The sequence below is a fragment of the Methylobacterium sp. NPDC097929 genome (assembly GCF_049543375.1).
In the GTDB taxonomy this organism is placed as follows: domain Bacteria; phylum Pseudomonadota; class Alphaproteobacteria; order Rhizobiales; family Beijerinckiaceae; genus Methylobacterium.
In genome coordinates this window covers 61,423-85,496 of record NZ_JBMVEP010000006.1, presented here as the reverse complement: position 1 = coordinate 85,496, position 24,074 = coordinate 61,423, and the positions used below count along the sequence as shown (strand labels likewise).

Below are 24,074 nucleotides of genomic sequence, written 5' to 3'. Positions count from 1 at the left end.
GCGAGGCCACGAGCCTCCGCGAAGGACCTTGCGCATGCGTCACCGCCCGTCCCGCCGTCTCGCCCCGGCCCTCCTGCTCGCGGCCGGCGCCGCGCTCGGCCTGCCCGCCGCCGCCCTGGCGCAGGGCAAGCCCCTGCCGCCGCCGGCGAGCGACGTGATGCCGCCGGTCGAGCTGACCGTCGAGATGCGCGACGGGCATCCCGTCTGCCAGCCCGCCGAACTGCGCCTGCCCGCCGACACCAACGTGGCGCTCAACGTCGTCAGCCGGGCCGACCAGCCCGTGACGATCACCATGCCCGGGCAGTTCGAGAACGGCCGCGTGCTGCACGCCGACGGCGACCTCGTGCACGTGGCGAGCGAGAAGGGCTACACGGTCAAGCGGGAGGGGCGCGGCACCCTGCGGCTGCGCACCGTCTCGGCAGGGGAGAAGTCCTTCGGCTGCACCGGCGCCAATAGCCGGAGCAACCCGTTCGAGGGCAAGGTCATTCTCACGCCACCCGCCGGCTGAGCCGCCGCGGACCGCCCTTTGCCCGAAAGGGCACCAACCCCGGCCGGCCCGCCGCCTCGCGCGGCCGGGACGGCCCCGGCCCTCCGCCCGGCGGAGGGCCGCGAGCGTTCAGGACCCGTCGCGATGTCGAAGCCGGTGGACGAGGACGAGCAGGCCATCGATCGCCTGACCCTCTACATGCTCAAGGAGACCTACTGCGCGGCCGCGGGTGCCCTGATGCGCATGAACCCGAAGGCCTCCGAGGCCCTGTTCCAGGCCTTCGAGCGGCAGATCGCCGACGCGCTCCAGCGCATGCACGTCCACCGCTCGGAAGGGCCGGACTCGACCGCCATCGCCATCGCGGTCGGCGACCGGATCGCCGAGATCCTCGATCAGGCCCACCGCCGCCAGTTCGAGCCGGCGAGACGTGCCGCCGAACCCGAGGATCAGAGCCTCAAGGCCGCGCGGGAGGCCGGCATCTCGCAGGAGGCGGTCGACATGCTCTCCCGCCTCCAGAACCGGTTCCCCTCCCCCTGACCGCCTGTGCGGCGGCGCAAGCGGTTCTCGTACGATTTCCGCTTGATCGCTTCGGTCTCTCCCGTCGTCACGGAGTAGGGGTGAACGCCGAGGCGATGGACCGGAGACGAGATCACTCCGCCGCCATCGCCCGCGGCGCCGGCGCCTCGGGGTGATCCTCGAAGGGACGCTCCGGGTGCATGGTGAAGGCGAGGCCCGCGCCGAGCAGGAGCAGCCCGATCGAGCCGGCGAAGGGCAGGATCCAGTTGCCGGTGAGATCCACGATCAGGCCGAACGTGAGCGGCGAGACGATCGCGGCAAACGCCGAGCCGAAATTCATCAGCCCGCTCGCGGTGCCCGCATAGTGCGGGGCGATGTCCATCGGCACCGACCAGATCGGGCCGATCACCAGTTCGAGGAAGAAGAACCCGCCGCTGAGCAGCAGCGCCACCAGGGAGAGTTCCTTGGTGAAGAACACGCCCGCGAGGCAGGCCGCGGCCCCCAGCATGCCGAAGCTGATGACGTTGCGGCGCGCCTTCTGCAGGTCGCCGGTCTTCCTGAGGATGCGGTCCGAGACCACGCCGCCCAGGGTATCGCCGATCACGCCCGCGAAGAACACGCCCGAGGCGAACAGCGCCGAGTTCTTGATGTCGAGGCCGTAGCCGTCCTTGAAGAAGGAGGGCAGCCAGTTGAGGTAGAGCCACAGCGACCAGCCGTAGCAGAAATAGGTCAGCGTCACCGGCGCCATGCGCGGGATGAGGCGCCGCCACGGCACCGGAGGCTTGGCGGCGGGCTTGACGGTGGCCTCGGCCGCCCGGTCGTGGATCGCCAGCCGCTCCAGATCCTCGCTCGTCACGCCCTTATGCTCGCGCGGGTCGTCCCGGTAGTAGAACGCCCAGACCAGGACCCAGACGAAGCTGACGATGCCGAGCACCACGAAGGCGCCGCGCCAGCCGACATAGGCCATCATCAGCACGACCATCGGCGGCGTGATCGCGTTGCCGAAGCGGGCGAAGGAGTGGGTGATGCCCTGCGCGAAGCCGCGCTGGTCCTTGGCCACCCAGGACTGCATCGCGCGCGTCGCGGTGGGGAAGGTGGCACCCTCGCCGAAGCCCAGAGCGAAGCGGGCGAGGAACAGCGAGACCACGCCGCCGACGAAGCCGGTGGCCACGGTGGCCGCCGCCCAGATCAGGCCGCAGATGAGCAGGGTGCGCCGCGCGCCCCACTTGTCGGCCATGGCGCCGCCGACGATCTGGAACACCGCGTAGGGGTAGGCGAAGGCCGAGAAGACGAGGCCGAGCTCGGTGTTGCTGAGCCCGAGTTCGCCCTTGATGGCCGGTCCGGCGGTGCCGACATTGACCCGGTCGACATAGGTGATGAAGTACATCAGGCACAGCAGGAACAGCACCATGCCCGGCGCCGTCACGCGGCGTGGGATCGTGATCATCGGGAATCTCCTCCGATATTCTTCTTCTGGGTCACCGCGCCCCGAATCCGCGTCTGATGCGCAGCTTCCCGGGGCGCGGGCGATCGACGGGATCAGCCGTCGAGGCCGGAGCGCAGGCGCGCCATGGCGGCGAGCACGCCGCCGCTCTTGTGCGGCACGCCGGCGGCGGCCAATCCCATCTCGACGCCGGACAGGGCGCCCATCAGCGTCAGGTCGTTGGTCTCGCCGAGATGGCCGATGCGGAAGATCTTGTCGGCGAGCTTCGACAGGCCCGCGCCGAGGGACATGTCGAACTTCTCCAGCACGAGCGCCCGGAAGGCGTCCGCCCCCCTGCCCTCGGGCATCATCACGGCGGTGAGCACCGGCGAGTGCTCGTCCGGGTTCTGGCACAGCACCTCCAGGCCCCAGGCCTCGACCGCGGCGCGGGTCGCGGCGGCGAGCCGCTGGTGGCGGGCGAAGACGTTGTCGAGCCCTTCCTCGAGCAGGATCGCCACCGCCTCGCGCAGGCCGTAGAGCAGGTTGGTGGCCGGCGTGTAGGGGAAGTAGCCGTTGGCGTTGGGCTTCAGCATCTCCTCCCAATCCCAGTAGGAGCGGGGGAGGTTGTTGGACTTGGCAGCCGCCCGCGCCTTGTCCGAGATCGCGGTGAAGCCGAGGCCCGGCGGCAGCATCAGTCCCTTCTGCGAGCCGCTGACGGTGACGTCCACACCCCACTCGTCGTGGCGGTAATCGACCGAGCCCAGCGAGGAGATGGTGTCGACGAGCAGCAGCGCCGGGTGGCCGGCGGCGTCGATCGCCTTGCGGATCGGCGGAATGCGGCTCGTGACGCCGGTGGAGGTCTCGTTGTGGACCACCATCACCGCCTTGATCGCGTGGCCGCGATCCTCGGCGAGCTTGGCCTCGACCACGGCCGGATCGACGCCGCGGCGCCAGTCCCCGGGCACGAAATCGACCTCGATGCCCCAGCGCGCCGCCATCTGCCGCCAGAGCGTGGCGAAGTGGCCGGTCTCGAACATCAGCACGCGATCCCCGGAGGAGAGCGTGTTGACGATGGTCGCCTCCCAGGCGCCGGTGCCGGAGCCGGGATAGATCACCACCGGGCCCTTGGTGCGGAAGATGGTGCGGCAGCCCTCCAGCACCTCGCGGCCCAGCACGCCGAATTCCGGCCCGCGATGGTCGATCACCTGCCGGTCCATGGCGCGCAGCACGCGCTCGGGCACGGGGCTCGGCCCCGGGATGTGCAGAAAATGTCGTCCGGTGCGGCTCGTCATGATCCCTCCCATCGGGCCGTGTGCCGGCCGCTCCATGCGGCGGCCGGTCGTGTCGCCCCGGTCTCGCTCGTCAAATTGCATTCAAAATTGGATGAGACAAGCGGTATCATGTCTTCACTCATCCCGTCGACGCGGGCCGGGCTCGCTGCTACGATTCATCCATGACACTCGCCACACGTGAATCGGACCCCGCGAACGGCCCGATCCCCCTCCCCTCCAAGCCGCGCGAAAGCCTCGTGCATTCGCTGCACGACGAGGTGCTGGCGCGGCTTCGCGAGTTCATCGTCGAGGGCAATCTCGCCGCGGGCGCGCGGGTGCCCGAGCGGCTGCTCTGCGAGCGCTTCGGCATCTCGCGCACGCCCCTGCGCGAGGCCCTGAAGGTGCTGGCCTCCGAAGGGCTGATCGAGCTTCTGCCCAATCGCGGCGCGCGGGTGCGCCGGATCGGCGAGCGGGAGATCGTGGAGCTGTTCGACGTGATGGGCGGGCTGGAGGCGCTGGCCGGCCGGCTCGCCTGCGAGCGCATCAGCGATCCGGCCTTCGCCGAGATCGAGCGGCTCCATCACGAGATGTACGGCCACTACCTGCGGCGGGACCTGCACGGCTACTTCGCCTGCAACCAGGCGATCCACGACCGCATCGTCGGAGCGGCCGACAACGCCGCCCTGAGCGCCACCTATGCGGGCTTTGCCGGGCGGCTGCGGCGCGTGCGCTACTCGGCCAATCTCGACGACAACCGCGACCGCTGGGGCGAGGCGATGCGCGAGCACGAGGAGATCCTCGACGCCCTGCGCCGCCGGGCCGGGGCCGAACTCGGCGACATCCTGTTCCGCCACCTGCGCAACAAGCGACAGGCCGCCGCGAGCCAGGAGGCGGCGGTGACCCCGCCCGGCGAGATCGTGGCCGCGGAGACTGCGTAAGCTCCCGCTGCTCGCCATTTTTGAATGCAATTTTCACGGTCGAATCCCACCGGTATGCCCCGCTTCGCCGCGAATCTGAGCCTTCTGTTCACGGAGGTTCCGCTGCTCGACCGCTTCGCGGCCGCGCGCGCGGCCGGGTTCGCGGCGGTGGAGATGCAGTTTCCCTATGCCGAGGACGCGCGGACGCTGGCTGCACGCCGGGCCGAGGCGGGCCTGCCGCTCGTCCTGCACAACCTGCCCCCGGGGGATTGGGCGGCGGGCGAGCGCGGCATCGCCATCCTGCCCGACCGGGTGCCCGAGTTCCGCGAGGGGGTGGCGCGGGCGATCGACTATGCCGGAACGCTCGGATGCCGCCAGATCAACTGCCTCGCCGGGCTCGCGCCGGCGGGGATCGAGCGGGCGCGGCTTCTGGCGACGCTGACCGAAAACCTCGCCTACGCCGCCGATGAATTGAGAATGGCGGGCCTTCGCCTGCTGATCGAACCGATCAACGACCGCGACATGCCGGGCTTCTTCCTCAACCGCCTCGCCGACGCCGCGGCGGTGATCGAGGCAGTCAACTCCGACAACCTCTTCATCCAGGCCGACCTCTACCACATGGCGAGGATGGGCGAGGGTCTGCCGGAGGCGCTGAGCGCGCACCGCGCCCGCATCGCCCATGTCCAGATCGCCGACGCCCCCGGCCGGCACGAACCCGGCAGCGGCGCCATCGATTTCCCGGCCGCGTTCGACGCTCTCGACCGCATCGGCTACGACGGCGTCATCGGCTGCGAGTACCTGCCCGCCTCGGGCACGCAGGCAGGCCTCGGCTGGATGGCAGCCTACCGCTCGTAATCCAAGGAATCCCAGAGGGATCAGCTTTTTGGCGGGAGTATCGGGGCAGCGCCCCGATCTCCCCTCAACCAGGGCTCTGCCCTGGACCCGCGAAAGGACCTGTCCTTCCGAAACCTCGTCCTCAGAAGATCGGCATGCCGCCGGCGACGGTGATCAGCGCGCCGGAGGTGTAGCTGCTCTCCTCGGCCGCCAGCATCACGTAGGCGGAGGCGAGTTCCGCTGGCTGGCCGGGGCGGTTGAAGGGCACTTGGCTGCCGAAGGTCTTCACCGAATCCTGGCTCATTCCGGCGGGGATGAAGGGCGTCCAGATCGGGCCGGGCAGCACGCCGTTCACGCGGATGCCGGTGTCGGCGAGCAATTGGGCGAGGCCGAGCACCATGTTGCTCAGCGCGCCCTTGGTGGCGCTGTAGGCGAAGAGCGTCGGCACCGGGTGCTTGGAATTGACCGAGGAGGTGAAGATCACCGAGGCGCCGGGCTTGAGATGCGACAGCGCCGCCTTGGTGGCGTAGAACGGGCCGAAGATGTTGGTCTGGAAGTGCTTTTCGAAGATTGCGTCGTCGATGTCGGTGACGCCCTGGTTCGGCTGCTGGAAGGCCGCGTTGTTCACCAGGATATCGAGCCGGCCGAACTCCTTGACGGTGCGCTCGACGATCTCGCGGGCGTAGGCTGCGTCCTTGATGTCGCCGGGGAGCAGCAGGGCGCGCCGGCCCGCCCGCTCGATCCAGGCCCCGACGGTCTCGGCATCCCGCTGCTCGTCGGGGAGGTAGGAGATCGCCACGTCCGCGCCCTCGCGGGCATAGGCGATCGCCACCGCCCGGCCGATGCCGCTGTCGCCGCCGGTGACGAGGGCAGCCTTGCCGGCGAGCCGGCCCGAACCCTTGTAGCTCTCCTCGCCGTGGTCGGGCTCCGGCGCCATCCTGTCGGTCATGCCCGGAAAGCCTTGGCCCGGCGACTCGAAGGGCGGGCGGGGATACTTCGTCAGCGGATCGGTCATCACGGCTCCTTTGGGGGATTGCCGCGACAACCGGATGCGAGGGCCGCCGTTCCGAAGTGGCGACCCTGAGCCGCGGTCAGCCCGCAGGCCCGAGGGCCGCGTCGAGCACCCGCGCGACGTGGATCGCGTCGCGCCCGAGCCCGTCGTGGATCTGGTGGCGGCAACTGGTGCCGTCGGCGACCACGAGGTCGTCGGCGCCCGCCTTGCGCAGGGCCGGGAACAGGGACAGCTCGGCCATGGCGAAGGAGGCGTCGATGGTGTCCCGGCCGTAGCCGAAGGCCCCGGCCATGCCGCAGCAGCTCGACTCGATGACGCGCAGATCGAGCCCCGGCACGGAGCGCAGCACCGTCTCGACGGCGCCCATCGCCCCGAAGCTCTTCTGGTGGCAATGGCCGTGCAGATGCGCCACGCGGCCCCCCTGGTCCTGGAGCGGCAGGCTGATGCGGCCCGCCGCGAGATCGGCGGCGAGGAGTTCCTCGAACAGAAGGGCCTGCCCCGCCAGCTCACCCGCCTCCTCCTTCGGCAGCAGCGACAGGAACTCGTCGCGGAAGGTGAAGAGGCAGGAGGGCTCCAGGCCCACCACCCGGGCGCCGGCCCGCACGAAGGGCAACAATGCGTCGAGCGTGCGTCGCGCCTCCGCGCGGGCGCGGTCGGTCTGGCCTGAGGCGAGATAGGTCCGGCCGCAGCAGAGCGGGCGGCGGCCCGTCTGGGCCGAGACGCGGTGCAGGCGGTAGCCGGCCGCCCGCAGCACCCGCTCGGCCGCCTCCAGGTTCTCGCGCTCGAAGGCGCGGTTGAAGGTGTCGCCGAACAGGACGATGTCGCGGAAGTCCCCGGTCACGTCCTCGGGATGGGCGGTCTCGCCGTCCTCGCGCCAGGGCCGGCGCCATTCGGGCAGGGAGCGGCGGGCCGAGAAGCCGGCCCAGGTCTCGCCGAGGCGGGCGAGTGCGGGATAGCGGTTGCGCAGGTTGAGCAGCGGCGCGAGTGCGGCGGCGAGGCCGGCGTAGCGCGGCATCTCGGCGACCAGCCGCTCCTTCAGCGGCAGGCCGTGCCGGGCGTGGTAGTGGTGCAGGAACTCGACCTTCATCTTGGCCATGTCGACGCCGGTCGGGCATTCCCGGCGACAGGCCTTGCAGGACACGCACAGGTCCATCGTGCGCTTCATCTCAGGCGACAGGAACGCGTCCTTGCCGAGCTGGCCCGAGATCGCGAGGCGCAGGGAGTTGGCGCGGCCCCGGGTGAGGTGCTGCTCGTCGCGGGTGGCGCGGTAGGAGGGGCACATCGCGCCCCCGGCCAGCTTCCGGCAGGTGCCGTTGTTGTTGCACATCTCGACCGCCGGGCCGAACCCGCCCCAATCGGACCAGTCGAGCGCCGTCTTCCGCGGCTCGCTCACGGCATAGTCGGGGCCGAAGCGCATCAGCGAGCGGTCGTCCATCTTGAGCGGGCGGACGATCTTGTTCGGGTTCAGGCGGTTGTCGGGGTCGAAGCCGTCCTTCACCGTTTCGAAGGCGCGGGTGAGTTTCGCACCGAACAGCGGCTCCACGAACTCGGAGCGCGAGATGCCGTCGCCGTGCTCGCCCGAATAGGAGCCCTTGTGGCGGCGCACCAGTTCCGCCGTCTCCTCGGCGATGGCGCGCATCTTCTTGACGTCGCCGCCCTGCTTCATGTCGAGAATCGGGCGCACGTGCAGGCAGCCGACGGAGGCGTGGGCGTACCACGTGCCGCGGGTGCCGTGCCGCGTGAACACCTCGGTCACCGCGTCGGTGTAATCGGCCAGATGCTCCAGGGGGACGGCGCAATCCTCGATGAAGGAGACGGGCTTGGCGTCCCCCTTCATCGACATCATGATGTTGAGGCAGGCCTCGCGCACCTCCCAGACCGCCTTCTGGCGGTTGGGCTCCACCACCTCGACCACGGCGTCGGAGAAACCGTGATCGGCCATGCACTGGTCGAGGCGCTTGAGGTCGCGCTTCAGCGCCGCGAGATCGTCGCCCGCGAACTCGGCCAGCAGCAGGCAGTTCGGCTGCCCCCGCGTGATGTCGGCCAGCGTGGTGCGGAAGAGCGGGATGTCGGCGCCGAGCACGAGCACGTTGTTGTCGACAAGCTCGACCGCCACGGGGTCGAGATCGACGATGTGGCGCGTGGTCTCCATCGCCGCGCGGAACGACGGGAAGTGGCACACACCCATCACCCGGTGGGCCGGCAGGCGCGATAGCTTGAGCGTCACCGCGGTGGTGGCCGCCAGCGTCCCCTCCGAACCCACCAGCAGATGGGCGAGGTTCGGACGCGGCTCGATCAGCGAATCGAGGTTGTAGCCGCCGACCCGCCGCTGTACCCGCGGATACATCTTCTCGATTTCATCGCGGTTCTCGGCAGCCAGGGCGAGCATGCGCCGGGCGAGGTCGTCCGCCCGCGCCCCGCCTGTCACGGCGCTCGCTTCGTTGCCGGTCAGGCCGAAGCCGAAGGCGGCGCCGTCGTGGAACAGGGCTTCCAGGGCGAGGACGTTGTCGCTCATCTTGCCGTAGCGCAGCGAGCGGGCGCCGCAGGAATTGTTGCCGGCCATGCCGCCGATGGTGCAGCGGGTCGCGGTCGAGGGCTCGACGGGGAAGAACCAGCCGTCGGCCTTCACCCGCGCGTTCAGGCGCTCCAGCACGTGGCCCGGCTCGACGGTGACCGTGCCGCCCTCGGCGTCGTAGGCGATGACGCCGTTGAAATGGCGCGAGCAATCGACGACAAGCCCTGAGCCGATCGGCTGGCCGTTCTGCGAGGTGCCGCCGCCGCGCATGATGACGGGCAGGTCGAACTGAGCGGCGACCTTCAGGGTCGCGGCAATGTCGGCCGCACTCCTGGGGAAGACGACGCCGGCCGGCATGATCTGGTAGATCGAGGCGTCGGTGGCGTAGCGCCCGCGGGTGAAGGCGTCGAAGCGGGCCTCGCCCTGCAGCACCTCGGCGAGCTTGCGCGGCAACCCCGCATCGTTGCGGGCCTTCGCCCGCGCGCTCGAAGCCGGTGCCTCGCCCGCCGCCCCGGCCGGTTTCGCGCTCGCGCCCAAGTGGAATCTCCCGCCCCCGGCCTCGCCCTGAGCGGGATCGAGACCTTTTTGAATTCATAATTCTTGTCGTCGGGCGGGTCAAACGCTGCGGAGCCGCAGGGCTCCCTCACGACAGAACGGCCGCCGATTGTCCATCGGCGGCCGCTCGGGAGTGTGGGGCGTCTGGCCGCTACAGGGCGAGGCGCTGCGGGATCGGCGCTTGAGGCGCCCGCCGATCCGGGATCGCGGCCAGGGGCAGCACGATGGGTGACGGCGTGGGCGCCGCGCGCGGGGGCTGGATGGCGGCGGGCTCGCGCAGCAGGATAGGATGCGGCTCCTCGACCGGCACGACCGGCGCCTGCCGCAGGGCGGCGGGCCGCAGGCTGTGCTCCATGAAGTCCCGCACCAGCGGCACGATGTCCTGGCGGAAGCGGGAGCCGTTGAAGATGCCGTAATGCCCGGCGCCCGGCTGGAGATGGTAGCGCTTGGCCGAATCCGGCAGGTTCACGGCCAGTTCGAGCGCGGCCCGGGTCTGGCCGATGCCGGTGATGTCATCCTTCTCCCCCTCCACCGCCATCAGGTGGCAGCGGCGGATCGCGCCGAGATCGACCGGCCGGCCGTGGTGGCGCAGGGTGCCGCGCGGCAGGTCGTGGTTCACGAAGACGCGCTCGATCGTCTCGAGGTAGAACTCGGCGGTCAGGTCCATGACCGCGAGATACTCGTCGTAGAAGGCGCGGTGCCGGGCCGCCGAATCGCCGTCGCCCCGCACGAGATGGTCGAACATGGCGTGGTGCGCATCCGCGTGCCGGTCGAAATTCATGCCCATGAAGCCGGCGAGCTGCAGGAAGCCCGGGTAGACCGAGCGGCCGGCGCCGGGATAGCCGCCGGGCACGGTATGGATGCAGTGCCGCTCGAACCAGGCGAACCCCTTCTCCTGGGCGAGCGCGTTGACGGCGGTCGGCGAGCGGCGGGTATCGACGGGGCCGCCCATCAGCACGGCCGAGCGGGGCACGAGGGGGCGGTCCTCCGCTTCCATGCGGGCGATGGCGGCCAGCACCGGCACGGAGGGCTGGCAGACGGCCGCGACGTGAAGGTCCGGCCCCAGCGCCTCGAACAGGGCGATGCAGGTGTCGATGTAATCGTCGAGTCCGAACCGGCCGGCGCAGGCCGGCACCTGCCGGGCATCCGTCCAGTCGGTGATGAAGACCTGATGGCTGGGAAGGAAGCCCTCGACCGTGCCGCGCAGAAGCGTGGCGTAATGGCCCGACATCGGCGCGACGATCAGCAGTTTGGGCTTGGCTTCCAGCTCGGCGGAGGGTTCGCCGAAGGCGATGACGCGGCAGAACGGGCGCTCCCAGACGATCCGCTCCGGCACGCCGAGACCGAAGGCCGGCTTGGCGTAGACGCGGGTCGTGCGCTCGAACATCTCGCAGCCCGCCGCCACCGCCCGGCTCTGGGGGGCGTAGGCAAGGGGGTTGAACGGGTTCTCGCAGGCGATCCGGGTGGCCTCCGCCATCAGCCGCATCGGTGCGAGCATGAAGTGGCCGACCTCGTAAAGAGGATACAGCATGCGAGCGCTTCTCCTGGAGCAGCTCGCTTGAACCAAGCTGTCCTTTTCTTCCGTTGGTGAGGGACTAAACTCCCCCGGATGAGAAAAGGTTTCGTTTGCCCAAGATGGGCTGTGGACGAAGCTTCTTCAAAGCCAGACTTGGCCGCGACCTCTGCCTTGGCCTGTTCCCGCCCTCCCCGGTCCGGCGGGAGGTGGGGCGGGGCGGATGCCGCACCCCTCCCCTCGTCGGATTTGCCCCGTCGCGGAGCGTCAGGCGCTGGCCTGCGTCACGAACTTCGTCGTGAGATAGGCCTCGATCGCCTCGGAGCCGCCCTCGCTGCCGTAGCCGGAATCCTTGACGCCGCCGAAGGGCGTCTCGGGCAGCGCGATGCCGTGGTGGTTGATCGAGACCATGCCGGCCTCGACCCCCGCCCCGATCCGGGCTGCGCGGGCCCCCGAACGGGTATAGGCGTAGGCCGCGAGCCCGTAGGGCAGGCGGTTGGCCTCGCTCAGCGCCTCCTCGTCGTCGGAGAAGCGCCGGATCGCCGCGATCGGCCCGAACGGCTCCTCGTTCATGATGCGGGCATCGAGCGGCACGTCGGCGAAGACGGTCGGCTCGAAGAAGTTGCCGCGGTTGCCGATGCGGCTGCCGCCGGTGAGGAGCCGCGCACCCGCCGCCTCGGCATCGGACACGAAGGCCTCCATCGCCTCGACCCGGCGGCCGTGGACCAGCGGTCCCATCTGCGTCTCGGGATCGAGCCCGTCGCCGACCTTGAGGGCCTTCGAGGCCGCCACGAAGCCGTCGACGAAGCGGTCGTAGACGCGCTCCTGCACGAGGAAGCGGGTCGGGGCGACGCAGACTTGGCCCGCATTGCGGTACTTGTTGGCGGACAGCACCCGCACGGCGGTCTCGACATCGGCGTCGTCGAAGACGATGGCCGGGGCGTGGCCGCCGAGCTCCATCGTCGCCCGCTTCATGTGCTGGCCCGCCAAAGCCGCGAGCTGCTTGCCGATCGCGGTCGAGCCGGTGAAGGTGATCTTGCGGATCACCGGGTGCGGGATGAGGGTGCCCGAGATTTCGGCGGGATCGCCGTAGACGAGGGCGAGCGCGTCACCCGGCACGCCTGCGTCGAGGAAGGCGCGCACGAGCGCGGCGCAGGAGGCCGGGGTGTCCTCGGGGCCCTTGAGGATGACCGGGCAGCCGGTGCAGAGCGCCGCCGAGACCTTGCGCACCGCTTGGTTGATCGGGAAGTTCCAGGGCGTGAAGGCCGCCACGGGCCCGACCGGCTCGCGGGTGACGATCTGCAGCACGCCCTCGGCGCGGGCGGGGATGACCCGGCCGTAGGCGCGCCGGCCTTCTTCGGCGAACCACTCGATGATGTCGGCGGCCACCGCCGTCTCGATCCGCGACTCGGCGAGCGGCTTGCCCTGTTCCAGGGTCATGGTGCGGGCGATGTCGTCCGCGCGCTCGCGCATCAGCGCGGCGGCCCGGCGCAGCACCTTGGCGCGGTCGTAGGCGGAGACGCGCCGCCAGGCGGAGAATCCGCGTTCGACCGCCGCCAGCGCCTCGTCGAGATCGGCCCGTGTCGCGACCGCCACCTGCCCGACCGGCTCGCCCGTGGCCGGGTTGAGGATGGCCAGCGTCTCGCCGCCGCTCCCCGAGCGCCAGCGGCCGGCAATGTGAAGCGAAACGTCGAGGTGCATGAGCCATCTCCGCGGAAGGGGACGGCCCTCATATAGGCGCCGCGGGCCCGCGGCGGCACGGCGTTGTGCTCATCCCAGGGGTAGGCTCATCCCAGGGGTAGGCTTCTTGCGAACACGAAACACGCCCCCGCCGGATCTCGGCGGGGGCGTGTTTCGTTCGGGATCGGCGCGCTTTACGCGGCGTGCCAGTCCTGGCCGTCGGTCCAGGCGCCGTGGCCGTCGAGCTCGGCGGCGAACACGGCGTCGAGCCGCCGCCGTTCCGCCTCGACCGGAGCGCCGTCCACCGCCACCGGGCGGCAGCGGCCGTAGGCGCCGGCCGGCACGAAGTCCGGATCGGTCAGCGGGCCGTTCTCGCCGGCGAACCACACGCGGCTGCCCATGTCGTAGTAGCTCTCGGCGGCCAGACCCTCGGCCAGCAGGATGTCGTGGGCATCCAGCTCGACGTGCCAGTAGGTCACCTGCGTTGCCGGCTCGCGGACGATGGTGGTGCCGTTGATCAGGCACATGACCGGCACGAGCGCCCCGCCCTCGCCGTTCGCGTCGGCTCCGACGAGCACCGGATGGCCGTGCGAGAGGCGCAGGTCCCGGGCGGGCAGGCCCGGACCGAAGGCGCCGGCGCGGATGCGCACGGGCTGCTGATCGTGCGGCAGCGCCGTCCCCTCGCCATCGAGATCGCGGTTGCCGATCCAGGTGATCGGGCGCAGCAGGCCCGAGGCGGTGACGGCCCGATCGCCGACGCGCAGATCCTCGACCGCGACCTCGCCCCGCGCGGTGCGGATCAGGGTGCCGGTCGTGAAGCAGGGCGCCGCCTGCACGTTGTAATCGCCGGCCGCGCCGTTGTCGTCGGCAAGGAAGCGCGTCCGGGTGGAACCGGCGGGCGGGTTCGAGCCGACGACCTGGGTGTTCGAGAGGAGGTAGCGATAGTTGCCGACCGCCGTCTCCCCGGGCGGGATGGCCCGGCTCGTGAACAGGATCTGGCCCGAATTGTCGAACTGCGTCGAGGTCAACTGAATGGAGGTATTGGCAAAGCCGGCCGGAGCATCGGCGCCATAGGTCAGCGTGACCGCATCACCCACGGCATTGACGGTGCCGGTGATGCGGACGGAATAGGTCGAGGCCGTATCGACCTGGAAGTTTCCGGATGCACCGCCATCATCGGTTCCGAGGAAGCCGGGCGGGTAAATGGTGTTGTTGAACGTAATCGGCAGAGCCATGGCGGTTTCCTCCCGAGTTCAGCCGACGCGTTCTCTCGTATGATTTGCGCCGAGCCGTATGCCTGCGACGAGCTGCAAGGTCAGTGCTCGAATCTCGGCCGCCCCACGGTCTCGAGATTTGGCTTCCACGACCTTCGCTTCAGTCACGCACTAGCCATGATGGGAACTTGCGATCTCGACAATCCATCAGGGCGCGCACTTGGCCCGGGAACTTAGAGTCGTCTCACGATCGGAAAGCTGTGTGCCGATTTTGCAACTTTAATCCATCACAGATCCGTGAGATTCAGTGTTTTAGGCAAATTGACCGGGATGTTTCGGCAATTTACTCTGCGCCTTTACATGCAATTCTCGAAGGATATTCACAGTGTCCCCTGCAACTTGAGGGATTTCGCGGAGGAAGGCCCGCGACTCGGGCGCCGCGGCGGCGGAATGGCCTCGCGATGGCACGCGCCGGAATCGCGGGGGTGGCTTGAGGCCGACCTGAGCACGATCATCGAGTTCTTGAAGGCGCAAGGGCCTGGCTCTGCACGCCCGGACCTGGGCGCGGACACCTCGACGCCCACCGGCAAGAATGATGCTTAACGTGTTGAGCGGCGTCGCTCAGTTCGAACAGGAGATGATACTGGAGCGCCGGCGCGAGAACCGCGCCAAGGCCATGGCGGAGGGCGTGGACCAGGGCCGCAAGCCGATCATCCGGGCGTGCTCGGAAGAGATCGGGGCGCTTGCCGAACAGGGCCTGCGCATGGGCGCCATCGCCCCGAAGCTGGATATCGGGAGGGGGGCGCGTGCCGAGCCCGGCCGCTCCCGCCGCGTCGAGACTCACGAAAGGGCGCAACGGTATACCGGAGAAGCCGACAGCGAGCGCGCTCTCACGTCGGCATGAGGTCCACCAAGGGGCCTCTCAGAGCCGCCGGGCGGTCCCTTCAAGGCGCCGGGAGCGGCGATCACTCCCGGCTCTCTCGATTTCGATTACCGCGCCGGACGCTCGCGGACGATCGTCCGCTCTTCGCGCCGCTCGATGCGCTCTTCGCGGCGGGGATCGGGATCGACGCCGAGCACGCCGCCCACGGTGCCGGTTGCGGCCCCTACGGCACCACCGACAACGCCGCCCACCGGGCCGGCTGCGCGGTTGCCGTCTTCCACGCCACGCTCAGCGCCACGGACCGTGCCTTGAGCCTGTGCGCCGGCCGACAGAGCGAGCGGGGTGAGAACGAGGGCAGAGACGAGCAATAGCCGCTTCATGAGGTTGGCTCCTGGATCTGGTGCGCGGGCAGTCCGCCGCGCTTCGAGGGATCAACGGCCGAGATCGGCGATGGTGCCGAAAGCCAGAAGCTAACCCTGCACGCCTACCGTGCCCTACGGCTTCCTCTTGATGACGTTCTTGGCTCCCGATGCCGTCACCTCGGGGTTCGGGGCGCCCTCGCTGCGCGTCCACTCCACGACGTGGTCCGCGCCGTTCACGTCCAGCCGCGTCGGGCCGGCGAGGACGAGCGAGACACGGTTGTTTGCGCCGGACGTATCCAGCCGGCCGGGTGCGGTGCCGCCGCCCAGCGTCGCCGTGACGGTGTTCTGCGTTACGCTGACGGTGACGTCCTGGGCTTTGCCGCCCTTCACCGTGTTGTCGATACCGGAGACGGACAGCGCGCGTCCCTCTTCGAAGCTGACCTTGTGGTTCGAGCCGTGCACGCTGATGAGGCCGCACGTGCCTGTCAACGCGATCTCGTTCTGCGCGCCGTAGACCCCCACGTCCTTCCCGTGACAGTCCACATCGCGGCTGATCCCGACCCCTTCGATGGTGAGTTCATCGGCTCGCGCGATGCCGAGGGGAATCAGCGCAGCCGCGAGGATCACGGGCAGAAGACGGGGCATCAAGGCATCCTTGGCAGTGGCCGGGATACGAAACAGAGCAAACCGACCCGGCCACGTCAAACGGTCACGCTGCCGACACCCCCGATGCCTCCGAAGCGCACTGGCGGGAGGCAGGGGTGGGATTGTGCGGAGCGGTCTCTCTCGCTGCCGAGGATTGTCGGGGTTCTGAGCCTCACTCCGTGCGGAGCATCGCGGCCACGGAGGGACCGACCCCTTTGTCGAGCTTGCGCGTGACGGCGCAGCCCCTCTGCGCAGGCTCCGGACGGCCCCGGCCCATCAGGCATGCCCCGTCAGCGACCGCGTGGCGGCTTAGTGTCTTTCACAAAACTCCCGCTGCGCTGTCGTCGTCAGAGCGAGAACGGCCTGTGATCGGGAGTTTCGTGAGGCACTCTTACGGGCTTCGGCGATGTCCCAGGTCAGAAGGAATGCCTGAATGGCGCTGCCGAGCTGCACCGTGACATAGGGAGAGCATCCCGGTCTTCGGGTGCTTCCACGGTCGGGCTGTCATGAGGACCATACGTGAAACCGCTGTGTGAAAGTGCGGTCTTCACCAACCCATCGTCAGGACCAACCTTTTGACTTCCAACAGGAAGTAGGTTGGTGCGGCCAAGAGGACTCGAACCTCCACCCCTCGCGGGACTAGCACCTCAAGCTAGCGCGTCTACCAATTCCGCCATGGCCGCCCTTGCCGCCGTGCCGCTGTGCGCGGCCGGTGTCTTGTGTGGGCGGCGCAGCGGATAACAGATGCCCGGGGCGGGCACAAGCGCCGGATTCGCTTCTTCGCGTTTTGCCGCCTCCGAAAGGGCTTCAGGCGGCGTCCACGTTGTCCAGGATCGGCACGGCGCCCTCGCCGATCGTCACGCCGGGGGTGCGCACCACCTCGGCCTTGCGGATCAGCTCGGTCACCTCCACGGAGATGCGGTTGCCGGTCACCACGATCTGCCCGCGGGCGATGGGGTGGTCGTTGGCGAGGATCTCGACCATGTCGGTGTCGGTCGATTCCAGTTCGATCACGGCGCCGCGGCCCATGCGCAGCAGCATGTGCAGCGGCATGTGGCTGCGCCCCAGCACGACCTTGAGATCGACCTGCAGTTCGTCCAGGACCGCCACGCGTGGCCTCTCCGTTTTTCAACCCACGGAAAACCTTCCGCGCGTGATGGTGAAGCCTTGGTAAACGAACCTTCCGAAGCGCCCGCCTCCCGGCTTTCGATCGCACCCGTGACATTCCTGCCGCGGGACGGCGCGCCGCCCGTGGCGTGGCGCGTGAGCGACGCGCTGGTGGCCTACGACGAGGCGGTGGCCGCGATGGAGGCCCGGGCCGCGGCCATCGCCCGGGGCGAGGCGGACGAACTGGTCTGGCTGCTGGAGCATCCGCCGCTCTACACGGCGGGCACCTCGGCGCGGGAGGCCGACCTCGTCGAGCCGGACCGCTTCCCCGTCCACCGCACGGGACGGGGTGGGCAATACACCTATCACGGACCGGGCCAGCGCATCGCCTACGTCATGCTCGACCTCAACCGGCGCCGGCCCGATCTGCGGGCCTACGTGGCGAGCCTGGAGGCGTGGCTGATCGCGACGCTGGACGCCTTCAACGTCCGGGCCGAGCGCCGGGAGGACCGGGTCGGGGTCTGGGTGCGCAGGCCGGAGAAGGGCGAGGGCGTCGAGGACAAGATCGCGGCCATCGGCATCCGCGTGCGGCGCTGGGTGAGCCTGCACGGCCTCAGCCTCAACGTGGAGCCGGACCTCACCCATTTCTCCGGCATCGTGCCCTGCGGCGTGCGCCGGCACGGCGTGACGAGCTTGGTCGATCTCGGCCGCATCGTCAGCCTGCCCGAGACCGACATGGCGCTGCGCGCCGCCTTCGAGCCGATCTTCGGCCCCACCCGCGACGAGGCCCCGTAGGGCATCGCGGCATAAGTCTGGGTTTCGAAAGGACGCGTCCTTTCGCGGGTCCAGGGCGGAGCCCTGGTGAAGGGAGATCGGGGCGCTGCCCCGATGCCCCGCCAAAGGGATGATCCCTTTGGGAACCCGGACTTACGCGTCGGCGGTCGCCGTCGGCACGACCGGGAGCGGCGGCGTCGACGCGGCCCGGCGCAGGCGCAGGCCCACGCGCAACAGCGGTAGGACGAGGCGCGCGAGGCGGATCTGGCCGGGCAACTGCCGCGGCATCAGCGGGCGGTAGGCGAGGCGCGGACTGGCGCGATCGACCGCGGCGACGATCTCGCCGACCCGCGGCAGGGCGGCGATGCGCAGGGCTTCCGCCTCCGGGATGCCGAGGCGGCGGGCCCAGGCGAGATCGCGGGCGAGCCGCCCCTCCCCGTGCAGGCGGCGCAGGCGCGCGCGCCAGGCGTAGCGGTGGAGCGCCCGGGGCACCGCCTCCATGCGGGCGTCGCACAGGGCGTCGGGCTCCTCGCAGCGGGAGCGGATCGTGTCGGCGACCCCGCCCGCCGCCCGGCCGGTGAGCCGGGCCGAGATCAGCACCAGCACCGCGCGGTCGTGGCGCACGCGAAAGCCCCGCTGGAGCAGGGCGCCGACGAAAGCGCCGTCCTCTCCGAGCGGGATCTCCGGCATGCCGCCGACCTGTCGGTAGGCGTCGAGCCGCACGGCCAGCGAGGCACCGATCGTGGTGCGGTGGCAGGGCCAGGGATCGTGCGGATCGGGATCGATGCGCGCCTCCATCTCGGTGATCAGCGCGTCGTAGCTGTCCTCCAGCCGGCCCCGCGCGGGGAGCGAGGGCGGCAGCAGGGCCGCCTCCTCCGGAATCAGCTCGACCCGGCCGGCGACGGCGTCCGCCCCCGCCTCCAGGGCGGCGAGGTTGGCCGCGACCCAGTTCGGCGGCACGAGGCTGTCGGCATCCGTGGTCAGGAGCGTGCCGGCTGCGCCGGAGGCCACCGCCGCCTCGTCCAGCCACATGCCGGCCGCCTCCATCGCCCGCCGGCGCGCCCAGCCCGCATGCGCCCCCGCGAAAGTCTGCTCGATCACCCGCACGGGGATCGACATCCCCGGCACGACGCGGGCGACGATCCCGGCGGTGTCGTCCGTGCAGTTGTTGAGGAACAGCACGAGCCCGAGCCGCCCCGGCGCGAGGCCCGCCTGCGCGTCGATCGCCCGCAGGCAGCGGGCGATCCGCTCCGCCTCGTTGCGCACGGGAATGGCGATCACGGTGTCGGGACGCGCGGTCCCCGGCGGTACGGGGTCGAGGGATACGGGCGGCACGGACGGGCTCCGGGGAAGGCCGATCAGGAACGCCGGACGGGGCCGGAATCGGCGCCCGGGCGGCGTGAGGCTCGTCGTCTAAGCCACGCTCGATGAACCGCGGCTGATGGTCCCGGACCACGGAACAGGGCCGGCAGCCCTCGGTTTCCCGGGCATCCCGCAAGCGGCCCGCTACCCAAGGAGAGTCCCATGTCGGCACCCGATAGCCTCAAGGACGTCTATCTCGACGAGATGAAGGATCTCTGGTCGGCCAACGACCAGATGAGCCGCGCCGTGCAGCAGCTCAGCGAGCAGGCCAGCGACCCCAAGCTGAATCAGATGCTGCAGGATTCCGTCGGCGGCATCGCCAAGCACACCGATGTTCTCAAAAGCCTCATCGAGGAGAACGGCGGCCAGACCTCGCCCGAGCATTGCAAGGGCATGGAGGGCCTCGTGGCCGAGGCGCTCAAGCACGGCATCAAGGAGGCGCCGAGCGACGGGCGCCTGCGCGACGTGCAGATCATCGCGCAGTACCAGCGCATGTCGCATTACGGGCTGGCCGGCTTCGGCTCGGCCGCGGCCTACGCCCGGGCGCTCGGAAAGACGGATCAGGAGAACCGGCTCAAGAGCGCCGTCTCCGAGATCTACCGGGTCGACGAGGTCGCCAGCCGGCTGGCCGAGAGCGCCGAGCGCGCCGCCGCCTGAGCGGGTCCGGCGCATCGGGCGACCGGTGCGCCGCCGACCACCCTCCCCTTCCCATCCTCCGTGACGACCCGGGTCGAGCGATTCGGGCCGCGCGCTCGCGCTTCCAGGAGATGTCCGCATGAGCGTCCTGTCCGCACTCGGCCTGACCTCGGGTAAGAAGGTCCGCTACGCCGTCGTGGCGCTCGGCGACATTTCGCAGGAGGCCATGCTGCCGGGGGTGGCGCATACCGGCAATTCCGAGGTCACGGCCTTCGTCACGGGCGATCCCGAGAAGGCGCGCCGGGTCGGCGAGCGATACGGCGTCACCGACACCTACGGCTACGAGCAGTTCGGCGAGCTGCTGGCCTCGGGCAAGATCGACGCGATCTACCTCGCCACGCCGAACTGGCGCCACGCGGAATTCGCCGTGCCGGCGCTCAGGGCCGGCATCCACGTGCTGGCGGAAAAGCCGCTCGAAATCTCGGGCGAAAAATGCCGGGAGATCATGGCGGCGCAGGCCGGCTCCTCGGCCAAGCTGATGACCGCCTACCGGCTGCATTTCGAGCCGGCGACGCTCGCCACCATCGACCTGATCCGCTCGGGCGATCTCGGCGAGATCCTGACCTTCACCTCGACCTTCACGCAGATGGTCTCCCCCGAGAACCACCGGGCCAAGAGCGGTGTGGCGGCCGGACCGATCTTCGACATGGGCCCCTACCCGATCAACGCCGCCCGCATGCTCTTCGGCGACGAGCCGACCGAGGTGGTCTCGGCGGTCGGCGTGCGCCACCCCGAGGCGGGTCTGGGCGATTTCGACGACACCGTCGCCGTCACCCTGCGCTTTCCCGGCAATCGCCTCGCGCAGTTCGTGCTGTCCTATTACGGCAACGTGCTCGACACCTACGCGGTGGTCGGCACCAAGGGCAGCGTCGAGGTCAATCCGGCCTACATGTACGGCAAGCCGCTGGAGCGCACGGTGACGCTCGGCGAGAGCAAGAGCCACGAGAGCTTCAAGAACACCGACCATTTCGGCGGCGAGCTGAAATACTTTTCGGATTGCATCCTGAACGGCACGGACCCGGAGCCGGACGGCGAGGAGGGTTATGCCGACGTGCGGGTGATCGAGGGCATCCTGAAGGCCCTGGAGAGCGGCGGCCCGGTGCGGCTGGAGCCGTTCACCCGCGCGCGGCGCATCGACACCGCGGCGCAGAAGCAGACCCTGTCGGCGCAAGCCGCACCGGAGCTCGTGAACACCTCCAACCCCGGCAAGGGCAAGGAGAAGGTGCCGAAGAACTGAGCCGGCCCGTCACACCATCGGGCGTCCTCCACCTCGGACTCGCCTCCCCCGCCACGCTCCGAGGTTCCCACCGATGATCGTCCTCTACGGCATCGCCCTGCTCGCGGGCATCGCCAACGCGGTCCAGCCGGGCCAGAGCACCCAGCTCGCCAAATCCTTCGGCGATCAGCCCTTCGCCGCGGGCCTCGTCTCGATGCTGGTCGGCACCTCCACCATGCTAGCCGTCGGCCTCGTGAGCGGCCGGCTGCACCTGCCGAGCCTGCAGCAGGTGGCCGCGACGCCCTGGTGGGCCTGGGGCGGCGGGGCGCTCGGGGCCGGAGTCATCCTCTCCCAGCTCTTCGTCGCCCAGCGCATCGGCGCCGCGGCCTTCCTCGGCCTCCTCGTGACCGCGGGCGTCATCACCTCGATCGCCCTCGACCATTTCGGTCTCGAGGGATTTCGCGTTCACGCCGCCAGCCCCGCGCGCCTCGCCGGCGGCGCACTGATGATCGCGGGCGTGGCGCTGGTGGCCCTGTTCTGAGGCGGGGCGGCTACTCGGCCGCACGCAGCACCGGGGCGGCTTTCTCGGCTTTCGCCCGATCCAGGGCCGCGTCGAGGGCGTCGCTGAGCGAGGTGACGAGCAGGTCGGCGGCGGTCGCCCGGCGCAGGCGGCCGAGGGAGGCCGGGTCACGCTCGCGCCAGAAGCCGACGAGGATCGTCACACCCGGCACCGCCTTGCGCGCCCGGCGGATGGTGAGGCGGATCTGCGAGAGGCTGATCGGGTCGAGATAGGAGAAGCAGATCATCGCCGGCCGCTCGCCTTCGGGAAGGCCGTCGCGCAGGACGTCGCTTCCCGCCACCCGCGCGCCGAGCCCGTGGCGGGAGAGCGTCTGGGCCAGCATCAGGGTCGCCGCCTCGTCGAAGGCGCCGCCGCTCGCCACGCACAGAACCGGCGTCCCACCGCGCCAGGCAGGGGCGAGATCCTCCGGCCCCAGGACGATGCCCGCCGCGCGGCGGTCCGGCCCCACCGCCGCGAAGGCGGCCTCGGCCTCGGCGCCGACGGGTTTGCGCGAGCGCCGCGGCAGGCCGCGCTTGCGCGCCTGCCCCAGCGCCTCGACCACGGCGCGGAAGCCGGCGCCGACCTCGCCCTGCCGCTCCCGGTCGAGCATGCCGCGGGCGGCATCCTCCTGCGCCATGCGCAGGCCCGGCAGCACGACCTCGTCATAATAGGTGACGAGCGCCCGCTCCTTCAGGAACAGCCGGCCCTGATCGATGGCCTCGGCCGGATCGCCCGCGAGCATGCGCTGGTAGAAGATCTCCTGCGGCCCGAGCGCAGGCCGGTCGCCGAGGATCACGTCGAGGAACCAGAGCCGCTCGACGTGGCGCCCGAGCACCACGAGGCAGACGGTGAGCGGCGTGGCGAGCAGGAGGCCGATCGGGCCCCAGAGGAAGGTCCAGATCGTCGCCGCCAGGATCACCGCCACCGGCGAGATGCCGGTGGAGTGGCCGTAGAGCAGCGGCTCGACCACGTGGCCGGCGATCGGCTCGACGATGGCGAACAGGATCGCGACCTGGATCGCCATCGACCAGCCGGGATCGACCGCGACCGCGATGGCCAGCGGCAGCACCGCCGAGATGACCGCGCCGACATAGGGCACGAACCGGGTGATGCCGGCGATGACGCCGAACAGGATCGGGCTCGGCACGCCGATGAACCAGAGGCCGACGCCGATCACGAGGCCGAAGGCGACGTTGAGGATGAGCTGGGCCACGAAGAACCGGCTCAGCCGGCTCGTGGCGTCGTCGATCGCCGCGGTGGTGCGGCGCAGGTCGCTCGATCCCGCGAGCCGGATCGCCCGGTTCCGCAGATCCTCGCGCTGGAGCAGGATGAAGATCGTGAACAGCAGGATCAGGCCGAGCGTGGCCAGGGGATGCAGCACCCCGCCGGCCACGCTGCCGAGCGTCTTCAGGAGGCCGGAGCGGGGGGCGTGGATCTCGACCTGCATCGGCCGATCCGCCGTGCCGAGCGGCGTGTCGGTGTCGGTCTCGGCGACGGGGGGCTGCAGCTCCTTGCCGATCTCCTCGGCCATGTCGAAGAAGCCGGAGAAGGTGTCCGAGAGCCCGCCCCGCTCGGCCGTGGCCGTGCGCAGGGCCGTGATCTTGTCGCGCAGCGTCAGTGAGTAGCGCGGCAGGTCGGAGGCGAGCTGCGCCGCCTCGCGGGCGATCAGGCTGCCCACCGCCCCGAGCATGCCGAAGGCGAGCAGCACCACGAGCAGCACGGCCGCCGCCCGCGGCACCCGCAGCCGCCGCAGGGCGCGCACGGCCGGCAGCAGGACGAAGCTCAGGAGGATGGCGAGCGCCACCGGCACAAGGATGTCGCGGCCGAAATAGAGCGCGCTCGCGAGCGTCACCACGAGCAGCAGCGAGGCGAGCGTCGTCACCACCGGCAGCGCTTGGCGCAGGAGCCGCGTGGTGACCGGATCGGTGGTCATGGCGTCCTCATGGGCAGCGCGGCCCGTTCAGGTGAGGCATCGAGGGGGAACCGAGCCGGGCCGGGCGACACTCAGTCGGCCGCCCCGATCGCCGTGCCGATCTGCGTGAGCAGCTTGGGGAAATCGATGGGCTTGGGATGGTAGTCGTCGCAGCCCGCCTGGATCGCCTTGTCGCGGTCGCCCGACATGGCGTGGGCGGTGAGCGCGATGATCGGGATGGCGCGGGTGTCGGCGGCGGCCTTGAGTGCCCGGGCCGTCGACCAGCCGTCGAGGATCGGCAGGTTCATGTCGAGCAGGATCACGTCGGGCTGGGCGGCCCGGGCCTGCTGCACGCCCGCCTCGCCGTCATGGGCGAGCACCACCTCGTAGCCGCGGCGCTTGAGCCGGCGGGAGAGGAAGTCCCAGATCTCCTCGTGGTCTTCCACCAGCAGGATTTTTCCCGACACGCCCGAACCTCTTCCTCGCGCCGACACGCGCTCCGCGACCTAACGCGCGGAAAGCCGTTGCGGTGGCATCGGCTCCGCCGCAAACGCTGCGCTCTCCCGAAACGATCGGCGCGCCTTGTCTCGCTCGGGCGCAGCGGCTTAAGGGAAGCGGGAG

Annotated in this window: 22 protein-coding genes and 1 tRNA gene; 9 read left to right on the top strand and 14 right to left on the bottom strand. The window is 70.2% G+C overall.

The annotated features are described in order from the left end of the window. The first annotated feature begins 34 nt into the window (after nucleotides 1–34). Nucleotides 35–508, top strand: coding sequence for an anaerobic typically selenocysteine-containing protein (locus ACPCJR_RS15830; protein WP_391513726.1), 474 nt, complete (start codon nucleotides 35–37; stop codon nucleotides 506–508). 123 nt (nucleotides 509–631) lie between these two features. Continuing rightward, nucleotides 632–1,024 (top strand): hypothetical protein, encoded by a 393-nt coding sequence (locus ACPCJR_RS15825; RefSeq protein ID WP_391513728.1) that lies wholly within the window; start codon nucleotides 632–634, stop codon nucleotides 1,022–1,024. A 112-nt stretch (nucleotides 1,025–1,136) separates the two neighbouring features. On the opposite strand, the gene ACPCJR_RS15820 is transcribed toward ACPCJR_RS15825, so the two are convergent. Both ACPCJR_RS15820 and ACPCJR_RS15815 read right to left on the bottom strand, forming a co-directional pair. After that, nucleotides 1,137–2,450 (bottom strand): MFS transporter, encoded by a 1,314-nt coding sequence (locus tag ACPCJR_RS15820; RefSeq protein WP_391513730.1) that lies wholly within the window; start codon nucleotides 2,448–2,450, stop codon nucleotides 1,137–1,139. A 92-nt stretch (nucleotides 2,451–2,542) separates the two neighbouring features. Beyond that, the gene (locus tag ACPCJR_RS15815) at nucleotides 2,543–3,718 is read right to left on the bottom strand and encodes a pyridoxal-phosphate-dependent aminotransferase family protein (protein ID WP_391513732.1); all 1,176 of its coding nucleotides are present in this window, start codon (nucleotides 3,716–3,718) and stop codon (nucleotides 2,543–2,545) included. Between the two features lie 161 nt (nucleotides 3,719–3,879). Here ACPCJR_RS15815 and ACPCJR_RS15810 point away from each other — a divergent pair, with 161 nt between their 5' ends. Further along, a complete protein-coding gene (locus ACPCJR_RS15810; protein ID WP_391513734.1) occupies nucleotides 3,880–4,635 on the top strand; it encodes a GntR family transcriptional regulator in 756 nt (251 codons plus the stop codon). 54 nt (nucleotides 4,636–4,689) lie between these two features. Further along, nucleotides 4,690–5,469 (top strand): hydroxypyruvate isomerase, encoded by a 780-nt coding sequence (gene hyi, locus ACPCJR_RS15805; RefSeq protein ID WP_391513736.1) that lies wholly within the window; start codon nucleotides 4,690–4,692, stop codon nucleotides 5,467–5,469. 121 nt (nucleotides 5,470–5,590) lie between these two features. Here hyi and ACPCJR_RS15800 read toward each other — a convergent pair whose 3' ends face one another. The 5 genes from ACPCJR_RS15800 to ACPCJR_RS15780 all read right to left on the bottom strand — a co-directional run bounded on the left by ACPCJR_RS15800 (nucleotide 5,591) and on the right by ACPCJR_RS15780 (nucleotide 13,958). Beyond that, nucleotides 5,591–6,463 (bottom strand): SDR family oxidoreductase, encoded by an 873-nt coding sequence (locus ACPCJR_RS15800; protein WP_391513737.1) that lies wholly within the window; start codon nucleotides 6,461–6,463, stop codon nucleotides 5,591–5,593. 76 nt (nucleotides 6,464–6,539) lie between these two features. After that, nucleotides 6,540–9,512: an FAD-binding and (Fe-S)-binding domain-containing protein gene (locus tag ACPCJR_RS15795; protein WP_391513739.1), complete on the bottom strand. Its 2,973-nt coding sequence runs from the start codon at nucleotides 9,510–9,512 to the stop codon at nucleotides 6,540–6,542. Nucleotides 9,513–9,681: 169 nt separating this feature from the next. Continuing rightward, entirely contained in the window at nucleotides 9,682–11,061 is a 1,380-nt protein-coding gene (gene phaZ, locus ACPCJR_RS15790) for a polyhydroxyalkanoate depolymerase (RefSeq protein WP_391513741.1), read from the bottom strand. 249 nt (nucleotides 11,062–11,310) lie between these two features. Continuing rightward, nucleotides 11,311–12,744: an NAD-dependent succinate-semialdehyde dehydrogenase gene (locus ACPCJR_RS15785; RefSeq protein WP_391513742.1), complete on the bottom strand. Its 1,434-nt coding sequence runs from the start codon at nucleotides 12,742–12,744 to the stop codon at nucleotides 11,311–11,313. 173 nt (nucleotides 12,745–12,917) lie between these two features. Next, a complete protein-coding gene (locus ACPCJR_RS15780; RefSeq protein ID WP_391516804.1) occupies nucleotides 12,918–13,958 on the bottom strand; it encodes a Hint domain-containing protein in 1,041 nt (346 codons plus the stop codon). Nucleotides 13,959–14,475: 517 nt separating this feature from the next. Between ACPCJR_RS15780 and ACPCJR_RS15775 the strand changes: the two genes are divergently transcribed. Continuing rightward, nucleotides 14,476–14,841 carry a recombinase family protein gene (locus ACPCJR_RS15775; RefSeq protein WP_391516806.1) on the top strand — a complete coding sequence of 122 codons (366 nt, stop codon included), beginning with the start codon at nucleotides 14,476–14,478 and terminating at the stop codon, nucleotides 14,839–14,841. 86 nt (nucleotides 14,842–14,927) lie between these two features. Here the strand turns inward: ACPCJR_RS15775 and ACPCJR_RS15770 are convergent, their stop codons facing one another. From ACPCJR_RS15770 to ACPCJR_RS15755, 4 genes are all read right to left on the bottom strand, one after another. Beyond that, complete coding sequence (locus tag ACPCJR_RS15770) at nucleotides 14,928–15,200, bottom strand: hypothetical protein (protein ID WP_391515638.1); 273 nt, start codon at nucleotides 15,198–15,200, stop codon at nucleotides 14,928–14,930. A 114-nt stretch (nucleotides 15,201–15,314) separates the two neighbouring features. Continuing rightward, the gene (locus ACPCJR_RS15765; RefSeq protein ID WP_391515640.1) at nucleotides 15,315–15,827 is read right to left on the bottom strand and encodes a DUF3060 domain-containing protein; all 513 of its coding nucleotides are present in this window, start codon (nucleotides 15,825–15,827) and stop codon (nucleotides 15,315–15,317) included. Nucleotides 15,828–16,425: 598 nt separating this feature from the next. Beyond that, nucleotides 16,426–16,510, bottom strand: a tRNA-Leu gene (locus ACPCJR_RS15760). A 124-nt stretch (nucleotides 16,511–16,634) separates the two neighbouring features. Further along, on the bottom strand, nucleotides 16,635–16,937 hold the full coding sequence (locus ACPCJR_RS15755) for a FliM/FliN family flagellar motor switch protein (RefSeq protein ID WP_391515642.1): 303 nt from the start codon (nucleotides 16,935–16,937) through the stop codon (nucleotides 16,635–16,637). A gap of 108 nt (nucleotides 16,938–17,045) precedes the next feature. Between ACPCJR_RS15755 and lipB the strand changes: the two genes are divergently transcribed. Further along, a complete protein-coding gene (gene lipB / locus ACPCJR_RS15750) occupies nucleotides 17,046–17,729 on the top strand; it encodes a lipoyl(octanoyl) transferase LipB (RefSeq protein ID WP_391515643.1) in 684 nt (227 codons plus the stop codon). Between the two features lie 132 nt (nucleotides 17,730–17,861). Here the strand turns inward: lipB and ACPCJR_RS15745 are convergent, their stop codons facing one another. Further along, a complete protein-coding gene (locus ACPCJR_RS15745; protein WP_391515645.1) occupies nucleotides 17,862–19,043 on the bottom strand; it encodes a glycosyltransferase in 1,182 nt (393 codons plus the stop codon). Nucleotides 19,044–19,232: 189 nt separating this feature from the next. On the opposite strand from ACPCJR_RS15745, the gene ACPCJR_RS15740 reads away from it, so the two are divergent. From ACPCJR_RS15740 to ACPCJR_RS15730, 3 genes are all read left to right on the top strand, one after another. Next, entirely contained in the window at nucleotides 19,233–19,727 is a 495-nt protein-coding gene (locus ACPCJR_RS15740) for a ferritin-like domain-containing protein (RefSeq protein ID WP_391515647.1), read from the top strand. Nucleotides 19,728–19,845: 118 nt separating this feature from the next. Further along, nucleotides 19,846–21,003 carry a Gfo/Idh/MocA family protein gene (locus ACPCJR_RS15735; RefSeq protein WP_391515649.1) on the top strand — a complete coding sequence of 386 codons (1,158 nt, stop codon included), beginning with the start codon at nucleotides 19,846–19,848 and terminating at the stop codon, nucleotides 21,001–21,003. A gap of 73 nt (nucleotides 21,004–21,076) precedes the next feature. Next, nucleotides 21,077–21,523, top strand: coding sequence for a DMT family transporter (locus ACPCJR_RS15730; RefSeq protein ID WP_391515650.1), 447 nt, complete (start codon nucleotides 21,077–21,079; stop codon nucleotides 21,521–21,523). A gap of 10 nt (nucleotides 21,524–21,533) precedes the next feature. On the opposite strand, the gene ACPCJR_RS15725 is transcribed toward ACPCJR_RS15730, so the two are convergent. Both ACPCJR_RS15725 and ACPCJR_RS15720 read right to left on the bottom strand, forming a co-directional pair. Continuing rightward, complete coding sequence (locus ACPCJR_RS15725; protein WP_391515652.1) at nucleotides 21,534–23,474, bottom strand: AI-2E family transporter; 1,941 nt, start codon at nucleotides 23,472–23,474, stop codon at nucleotides 21,534–21,536. 71 nt (nucleotides 23,475–23,545) lie between these two features. Then, nucleotides 23,546–23,920 (bottom strand): response regulator, encoded by a 375-nt coding sequence (locus tag ACPCJR_RS15720; protein ID WP_110353546.1) that lies wholly within the window; start codon nucleotides 23,918–23,920, stop codon nucleotides 23,546–23,548. Nucleotides 23,921–24,074 lie beyond the last annotated feature (154 nt).

Bases quoted from the DNA above. Each gene is read 5' to 3' on its own strand.
- ACPCJR_RS15830 (WP_391513726.1), top strand. From the start codon at position 35: ATGCGTCACCGCCCGTCCCGCCGTCTCGCCCCGGCCCTCCTGCTCGCG.
- ACPCJR_RS15825 (WP_391513728.1), top strand. From the start codon at position 632: ATGTCGAAGCCGGTGGACGAGGACGAGCAGGCCATCGATCGCCTGACC.
- ACPCJR_RS15820 (WP_391513730.1), bottom strand. From the start codon at position 2,450: ATGATCACGATCCCACGCCGCGTGACGGCGCCGGGCATGGTGCTGTTC.
- ACPCJR_RS15815 (WP_391513732.1), bottom strand. From the start codon at position 3,718: ATGACGAGCCGCACCGGACGACATTTTCTGCACATCCCGGGGCCGAGC.
- ACPCJR_RS15810 (WP_391513734.1), top strand. From the start codon at position 3,880: ATGACACTCGCCACACGTGAATCGGACCCCGCGAACGGCCCGATCCCC.
- hyi (WP_391513736.1), top strand. From the start codon at position 4,690: ATGCCCCGCTTCGCCGCGAATCTGAGCCTTCTGTTCACGGAGGTTCCG.
- ACPCJR_RS15800 (WP_391513737.1), bottom strand. From the start codon at position 6,463: ATGACCGATCCGCTGACGAAGTATCCCCGCCCGCCCTTCGAGTCGCCG.
- phaZ (WP_391513741.1), bottom strand. From the start codon at position 11,061: ATGCTGTATCCTCTTTACGAGGTCGGCCACTTCATGCTCGCACCGATG.
- ACPCJR_RS15785 (WP_391513742.1), bottom strand. From the start codon at position 12,744: ATGCACCTCGACGTTTCGCTTCACATTGCCGGCCGCTGGCGCTCGGGG.
- ACPCJR_RS15780 (WP_391516804.1), bottom strand. From the start codon at position 13,958: ATGGCTCTGCCGATTACGTTCAACAACACCATTTACCCGCCCGGCTTC.
- ACPCJR_RS15770 (WP_391515638.1), bottom strand. From the start codon at position 15,200: ATGAAGCGGCTATTGCTCGTCTCTGCCCTCGTTCTCACCCCGCTCGCT.
- ACPCJR_RS15765 (WP_391515640.1), bottom strand. From the start codon at position 15,827: ATGCCCCGTCTTCTGCCCGTGATCCTCGCGGCTGCGCTGATTCCCCTC.
- ACPCJR_RS15740 (WP_391515647.1), top strand. From the start codon at position 19,233: ATGTCGGCACCCGATAGCCTCAAGGACGTCTATCTCGACGAGATGAAG.
- ACPCJR_RS15735 (WP_391515649.1), top strand. From the start codon at position 19,846: ATGAGCGTCCTGTCCGCACTCGGCCTGACCTCGGGTAAGAAGGTCCGC.
- ACPCJR_RS15730 (WP_391515650.1), top strand. From the start codon at position 21,077: ATGATCGTCCTCTACGGCATCGCCCTGCTCGCGGGCATCGCCAACGCG.
- ACPCJR_RS15725 (WP_391515652.1), bottom strand. From the start codon at position 23,474: ATGACCACCGATCCGGTCACCACGCGGCTCCTGCGCCAAGCGCTGCCG.